We start from the raw sequence: 7,785 nt of genomic DNA, 5'->3' as shown, positions 1-7,785 counted from the left end.
GCCCTTGACATCGGAGGTATTTTGGCAAGCCTTTCAAGGATAAGTGTTCCCTGGGATTCGACAAAAAGTCTTGTTTCGCGGGACCCGAGGTTGAACTGGATTGCGATTGCCTGACATAGGATATGGAATGTAACCACATCCTGTGCATACAGGTCATCATTTGTCAAGAATTCGAATTCGGCCTGTGTGAAGTTTTTGTTGTTCTTTTTTTCGATTGCCCATTGTATGCGTTTTATTGCAAAATCTGAATATGATTTTGGAATGAGGGAGTCATCTGATATTTTCTGGTTAATGGTATGGATGCAGATGTCCATCAGTGATTCGTCAGTGTCAAATATCTGGTTTAAATCTCCATACTCCCTGATAATCTGTCTTCCTTGTTCGGACAACGGGTTTATAAATGAAACTTCAGCCATGATTTTAACTTTTTATTTAATGATTTAAATAGCTAACCTATTTTCAAATTCAAAATTGTCTTTAAATCATATTCGGATATCCTCATTTTGAAAAATTGTAATTACTCTATAATTTTGATTTAAGGTTATAATATTGCTTTAATTTATAACTGCTTGATTTATATGCTATTACAATCTAATATACTATTGTACATGTCGACATGCAAAAAATTAACAGAATAGTTAAACTACCACGGCTTGTAGAAGCCGTGGATTTCTAGGATTTTTCTAGAAGTCCACTAGTTTAATAGACTGTGGCCATTAAATGGTCTACGTTACCCAAGAATATTATAGGTACCGTGGAATGTTTAATCCCAGTTCCACGCTCTACGGTAAGTGATTAAACAGGTTCTGAGATGGTAGGAACAGTGTTGCTTACATTTAAACCTTGGGATAACATTGTCGAGGGATAAAATAACTCCAAATATTAGGGAGGTAAGCGTCATGTTCGTTTACGTGTTAAATAAGAATGATGAGGCTTTGATGCCTTGTAAAGAAAGAAAAGCAAGATTATTATTAAAAGAAGGTAAAGCAAAAGTTGTTAATCGCACACCCTTTACCATACAATTGCTGTATGGTAGTAGCGGTTATAAACAGCCGGTTAATCTGGGTGTGGATGCCGGAAGCAAATATATAGGATTATCAGCAACAACAGAAAAGAATGAATTATTTAAAGCAACTGTTGAACTTCGACAGGACATTCCTAAATTAATGGACTCTCGTAGAAGTCTGCGCAGAGGTCGCAGAACCCGGAAGTTAAGGTATCGACCGGTAAGATTCAATAACCGAGGAAAAAAAGGAAAACTGACTCCCAGCATCCAACATAAAATCGACTGCTATTTAACAATGATTAAAAAAGTCTGCGGAATTATTCCAGTGACAAATATTATTGTTGAAACTGCTGAATTTGACACCCATAAACTAAAAAACCCCGGCATACATGGTGCAAAATATCAGCATGGTGACGCTATGGGTTTTTATAATGTTAAGGCAGCTGTTTTAAACCGTGACAATTATACCTGCCAAATATGTGGTGCACAAAATACTCAATTACAAGTTCACCATATAAGATTCCAAAGCCAAGGAGGATCCAACCGAATGGAAAACCTCACAACACTATGCAAGGATTGTCATGAAAAAATACACAAAGGAGAACTAAAATTCAACAAGAAAGTCAAATCCTTTAAACATGCTGCACACATGAACATCATGAGAAAAAAGATGGTTGAATTACTTAAAAAGGAGTTTGATAACGTTTTTGAGACATTTGGTTATCTGACTAAATATAATCGCGAAAAACTAGGCATAAATAAATCTCATTCAAATGACGCATTTGTAATCAGCCACAATTTCAATGCCAAACAATGCACTGTTGAATTCCTATTTCGAAAAGTCAGAAGACACAACCGTCAAATACACAAAGCCAAACCCAGTAAAGGAGGCAAACGCCAACGTACCCAATCACCATACATTGTTAACGGCTTCAGAAGATTCGATAAAGTAATGTATAACGGAATCGAATGTTTTATCACAGGCAAGCGCAGTAGTGGCTATTTCCAGCTGAAAAAATTTGACGGCACAGTAATCAGTCAAGGAGTCAGCAGTAAACGACTAAAATTATTAGAACCAGTTAAAGGTTGGATAGTAGATTGGAGGATTGGCAATTCCTCCCCGACCTACAGAGGTCGAGGTATCCTTGCCATAAGATAGATGAACAATGATTTTTTAGCTAGATATGAACAGAATTTAGTGGACAAGGTTACTGCGGAAGTTACTGAAGAGGTTACCCAACAGGTTACTCAACAGGTTACACGGGAAGTTACAAATAATGTTTTAAGGACTGTTGCAAAAAGCTTAAAGGATGTTCTTTCGGATTATGAAATATCCAAACATACAGGATTGGCTCTCAAGGAAGTGCAAAATCTTTAGCATAGATTAAATTTTTCCCATTCTATTTTTTTTATTAATCTCTGTTTTTTATCATATAACGCCGTTAAAAATAAGCATTTATTATATATAATCAACATATTTATATCATGTTTAAAATAATTGAGGAGATAAGATAAATGTCAAAAATATTTATTTCATGTGCACTTCCTTATGCAAACGGACCGTGTCATCTGGGCCATATCCGTTCCACATACCTGCCGGCGGACATATATGCAAGGTATAACAGAATGATTGGAAATGATGTGCTTATGGTTTGCGCTACAGATGAACATGGAACACCAATTGCAGTCAAGGCAGACAAAGAAAACAAAAAGCCGATTGAAATATCCAAAAGATATCATGATATGATTGTCAGTGATGTCGAGTCAATGAACATATCACTTGACAACTTTACAAGAACTACCGACGAGGCTCACTATGAAATAGCAAAGAATTTCTTTAGAGACCTCTATGACAATGATTATATCTACAGGGAGGACATCCAGCAGCTTTACTGTCCGAACTGTAACAAGTTCCTTCCTGACAGGTATGTTGAAGGTTTATGCCCTGTATGCGGAGCTGAAGCAAGGGGAGATCACTGTGAAAAGTGCGGAAAGGCACTCAACCCCACCGAACTTGACGAGCCTCACTGCATCACATGCGGAACCACACCTGTAATCAAGGACACATTCCAGTATGCATTCAAGCTGTCCGAGTTTCAGGACGATTTGATGGACTACATTTCATCCAACGACAACCTTCCTGCAAACGTTAAGAATTATGCCACCAACTGGCTTAAGGAAGGACTTACCGATTGGATTTTGACCCGTGATATGGATTGGGGAATACCTGTTCCATTGGATGAGGCAAAAGGCAAGGTGCTCTATGTCTGGATTGAAGCGTTTCTCGGATACATCTCATCAGCATCACAATGGTCAAGAAAATCCGGCATGAAATGGGAAGAGTACTGGAACGATTATGTGGTTCATTTCATTGGAAAGGACATCATATACCACCATTCAATCTTCTGGCCGGGATTATTGAAGGCATACGGATGCAAGCTTCCCGACATGATATATGCAGGGGAATTTCTCTCACTTGAAGGGGAAAAGATGTCTACAAGCAAAAACTGGGTGATATGGATTGCGGATTTCGTAAAGGACTATGAACCTGATTTGCTTAGATACTACCTCACAATCAATGCTCCTTTAAACAAGGATTCTGATTTTTCATGGGATGATTTCCAAAGAAGAAACAATGACGAGCTGGCCGATGTTATCGGAAACTTCCTGCACAGGACATTTGTATTTACCAAAAAGCAATTCGACAGCAGAGTTCCGGAATATCTGAATCCTACAGATGAAGATGAGGAATTCAGACAAGCCATCGAAGCGCTGCCTGACAGGGCAGGTGCATATATAGCAGATTATGAATTCAGGGAAGCCCTTCTTGAAATATTCAAGGTGGCCAAAAAAGGAAACAAATATTTCAATGATGCCGAACCATGGAAGGCAATAAAAGAAGAGCCTCAAAAGGCTGCAAACTGTTTATACTTATCAAATCAATTGGCAAAGACACTGGCATATACATTAAAGCCATTCCTTCCAACAAAGGCTGACAGGATAGCTGAAATCATGAACCTGGGGTCACTGGACAATTGGGAGGATGCCAAAATTGCCCTAAATGAGGGCCATGAAATAAATAAGGCAAAACCTTTATTCAAAAAGATTGAAGATAAGGAGATTGAAGCTCAAAAAGCAAAACTAAAGGAAAACCTGACTGAAAACGAGGAAGATAATATGAGTGATTTAGTGACAATAGATCAATTTGACGAATTTGTAATTAAGATTGGTGAAGTAAAAGAAGCGGAAAAAATCGAGAAATCCGACAAGCTGTTAAAGCTCCAGGTGGATTTGGGTGAAGAAAAACCAAGACAAATCGTTGCAGGACTTGCCAAATTCTATGATGCAGAAGAGCTTATCGGAAGAAAAGTCTGTGTGGTTGCAAACCTTCAGCCTGCAAAGCTCTTCGGAACCCTATCAGAAGGTATGATTCTGGCAACAGGTGCATCAGGAGCACTGTTGAGTCCTGATGAAAATGCTGAAGTCGGCGAAAGAATTCAATAGATAGATTAAAATGCCTGAGTCTGTACTGGTAAACAAGGCCGAGAACTACCTTATAGAAATTGCAAACGATTCAATTGACCTGGAGGATATTGAAGAATTTGACACTTTCAGAAATCTCTACTTTAAGCTAGATGACAGACTCAACCATCTGCAGAGCCTTAAGGACGACATGGACATTCAGGGATACACCACACCATTCACATCCCTCAACAAGTACGGAACAAAGACCGTAGCTGAAGTGGCTGCAGATGAGGTTCGTGAAAACAGCCGCCACAATCAGATATTCAGAATGAAGGCAAACGCCAAGAAAAACATTTTGGACCGTGTCAAATCGGCCATCGATTCACATAAGATTGCTCTTGGAAACCTTGAACAGTTCGGATATGTGAAATGCAATTCATGCTACAAGAAATATTCAATGAGCGAATACAAGCAGATGCACGGCCAGTGTACATGCAAAAGCAAGGCATTCACATTCAGGACAAACAAGGACCTTATCCATCGCCTTGAAATAATTCCATACCTTCCACTTTCGGGAAACTATATGGTGCTGAGGAATGAACTGTCACAGTATGCAAGGGATTCGTTCAAGCAGGTTTTAAGCATCCTGAAACAGGAGCGCAAGGGTGTCGTAAAGACAATATCCATGGTCATACGCTTCAGGGACAAAAACAACCGACTCATCAGAAAAAACGTTACCCTTGAATCCGAATACATAAACAACTATGAGGAAGAGGTAAGAAGGAGATACGGCAGGAACGTCAGAATAGAGAGACTCAAGTTTCACAGGACAAAGCCGGCAATAATCGATGACAATCATGCAAGAACAGCTCTGGCACTTGCCTATGTAGGCTATGCACAGGAGATAATCTCGCTTATAAAGGACGATATCCTCAAGCGCAGGCTGACCGATTTCAAAAGGATAAGGAAATATGATGAAATCATTGAGGAATTTGAAAACGAAAGGCCGGATTTCATCGACAAGTATGACCGTGATGCCATCGATGAGTGGAGAAAATCCCAGATAGAAAACAGATTCAGAAGCCTCAACTACCTTGACCGCTTCGGAAAGATGACAAGGTCACTTAAAAGAGATTTGAAGGTAAGGGAAAGCGTATATAATAACACTTTCAAAAACATCGCATCCGCACTGATTATATGGGACATGTTCAGGTACTACATGACAACCTCAAACAATGCCCGTAAAATCAACTTGGGACCGTTTCCATACATTCGCGTTGAACTTGACCGTGAACAGAGAAAGGTCTTTCAGGTCACCTACACCAAGGTCATTGAGATACTCAACGAGTTTACAGACATAAAGATAATGGCGATTGCTGAAATGGATCTTCTTTTGTATGAGAAGTTCAAGTTTGAAAAGCAGATACGCAGTTCCCATATCAAATTCAACCATGTGGCATTGGGTGCGGCTCTGGTGAATCTGAACTCTGATGTTGAGCTTGAGGACATAAGCAATGCATTCAACATCAACGAATCAAGGATCAAAAAGGAAATCAAGCACATCAACCAAATAAAGAATCCGAAAAGCGACAAGTCAAGGCAATTTCTGGATTTGATTAAAAAGTGATAATATGGATAAAAAAATCACCACAATTCATATTACAAAAGCGCTGTCATCATCAATGATTGTCGATTTAATCGACAGGTATCCCAACCTTGAGGAGATCACATGTTCTCCAAGCGTCTACAAAAGAACTTCAAAGACATATATTGACGCATTGGCACGGCTTGAAATCACTGTCCGCAGAAAATACAATTGGGGCGCAAAATCAAAAAGCAACGGCATTGAGTATTACGTGCAGAAACTGTCAAATGAAGGTCTCACAGCAAGACAGATTTCACAAAAGCTTGACATATCTCTCAACAGGGTTTACTATTTGCTCAAAAAAAGTAATACTAAATTTGACAATCGAAAACGCAAATATGACCACGCAGAAATTAAGCGGCTCAAAGATGAGGGGCTTTCTGCAAGTGAGATTTCCCAAAAACTTGACATGCCGATAAGGAGTGTCTACTATATCCTCAACAAAAAATAACTACTTTTTTTAATAATGAAGGCAATATTATTAAACATGATGATTTTACCTCAACTTCCATTGTATGCAATTGCAATAATCTGTGGAGTATTATCCTTTGCAGTAACCAGATTGACAATGCCAAGGATTATAAGAAAGCTTGAAGCTGCAGATATTGTCGGAAAGGATATTCACAAATCCTGGAAGCCGGTCGTTGCTGAAATGGGAGGATTTGGAATACTGTTTGGTTTTATAATCGGAATGTTTTCCGGAATATACATGCACGACATTCTCACATTCCAGCTGGTCATCGTATTGGTTGTAATATTGCTTGTTGGAATAATAGGCATTGTGGATGATTTGCTTGCACTATCGTCAAAGGAAAAATTCTTCCTGCTTTTCCTTGCAGGCCTTCCTCTGATTTGGGCAGCACCACCTAACGTAGGTCTGCTCTATTTAATTACCATTCCAATAGCACTTTCCATAGGAGCCAATCTCACAAACATGCTGGCAGGTTTGAACGGTATCGAATCAGGCCTTGGAATCATTTCAATGGCTTCACTTACAATAGCGTGCATAATCCTTGGAAAGTATGACGTAACAATCATATCCATGAGCATGCTCGGTGCGCTTATTGCATTTCTATACTACAACAGATATCCCGCTAAGATTTTCCCCGGAGACACAGGAACATTAATCATTGGAGCTGCAATAATATGCATAGCATTCATCGGGCGTGTAAAGCTCATTGCATTTATCATAATGATGCCGAACATCATTGATGCTGCCCTCAAGTTCTACTCAGCCGGAGTAATGAACCGCCAGCAGCAAAAGCCTACACAGCTAAATGATGAGGGAAAGCTTGTAAGGCCTGAAACAGGTTTCAAGTCCTTAATCAGACTGGTATTGAGACGTCCTATAGCGGAAAAGGATGCAGTCAAGATAATCTGGGCTATCGGAATAATATTTGGTGTCATAGGCATAATCGTTGCCCTTGTGATGCCGGGCATGCTTGAAAGCAAAACCCTGGTGAACTTTCTAAACATCAAGGAGATGTTCTACCATATATAGGTGATATTATGAGGCCTTATGTAATACTGAATGCTGCAATGACTCTGGACGGAAAGATTGCAACCCGAACCGGAAGCTCAAACATTTCAGGCAAGGAAGACCTTGAAAGGGTTCATAAAATCAGAAAGGAATGCGATGCAATCATGGTGGGCATAGGAACGGTCCTTG

The 7,785-nt window shown here is 39.5% G+C and carries 7 protein-coding genes and 1 pseudogene; 7 read left to right on the top strand and 1 reads right to left on the bottom strand.

Annotation, left to right across the window (positions count from 1 at the left end; all coding sequences use genetic code 11):
- Positions 1-416 (bottom strand): annotated as a pseudogene (locus tag ACJMLO_RS07580) (DNA primase); the annotation flags it as partial.
- Positions 417-899: 483 nt separating this feature from the next.
- Here ACJMLO_RS07580 and iscB point away from each other — a divergent pair.
- The 7 genes from iscB to ACJMLO_RS07545 form a co-directional block, all read left to right on the top strand.
- A complete protein-coding gene (gene iscB / locus ACJMLO_RS07575; RefSeq protein ID WP_405295475.1) occupies positions 900-2,165 on the top strand; it encodes an RNA-guided endonuclease IscB in 1,266 nt (421 codons plus the stop codon).
- On the top strand, positions 2,166-2,384 hold the full coding sequence (locus ACJMLO_RS07570) for a hypothetical protein (RefSeq protein ID WP_405295473.1): 219 nt from the start codon (positions 2,166-2,168) through the stop codon (positions 2,382-2,384).
- A gap of 137 nt (positions 2,385-2,521) precedes the next feature.
- Positions 2,522-4,510: a methionine--tRNA ligase gene (metG, locus tag ACJMLO_RS07565; protein WP_405295471.1), complete on the top strand. Its 1,989-nt coding sequence runs from the start codon at positions 2,522-2,524 to the stop codon at positions 4,508-4,510.
- Between the two features lie 10 nt (positions 4,511-4,520).
- A complete protein-coding gene (locus ACJMLO_RS07560) occupies positions 4,521-6,098 on the top strand; it encodes a DUF530 domain-containing protein (RefSeq protein WP_405295469.1) in 1,578 nt (525 codons plus the stop codon).
- 4 nt (positions 6,099-6,102) lie between these two features.
- On the top strand, positions 6,103-6,567 hold the full coding sequence (locus ACJMLO_RS07555) for a hypothetical protein (RefSeq protein WP_405295467.1): 465 nt from the start codon (positions 6,103-6,105) through the stop codon (positions 6,565-6,567).
- 36 nt (positions 6,568-6,603) lie between these two features.
- A complete protein-coding gene (locus ACJMLO_RS07550; RefSeq protein WP_405295465.1) occupies positions 6,604-7,617 on the top strand; it encodes a multidrug transporter in 1,014 nt (337 codons plus the stop codon).
- Positions 7,618-7,625: 8 nt separating this feature from the next.
- Positions 7,626-7,785: dihydrofolate reductase family protein (locus ACJMLO_RS07545; protein WP_405295477.1), on the top strand; the 160-nt coding region annotated here is incomplete at its 3' end.

Origin of the sequence: Methanobrevibacter sp., assembly GCF_045120835.1 — an archaeon.
Taxonomy (GTDB): Archaea; Methanobacteriota; Methanobacteria; order Methanobacteriales; family Methanobacteriaceae; genus Methanocatella.
The sequence above is the reverse complement of the archived record's forward strand: the minus strand, read 5'-3'. Positions and strand labels throughout refer to the sequence as shown.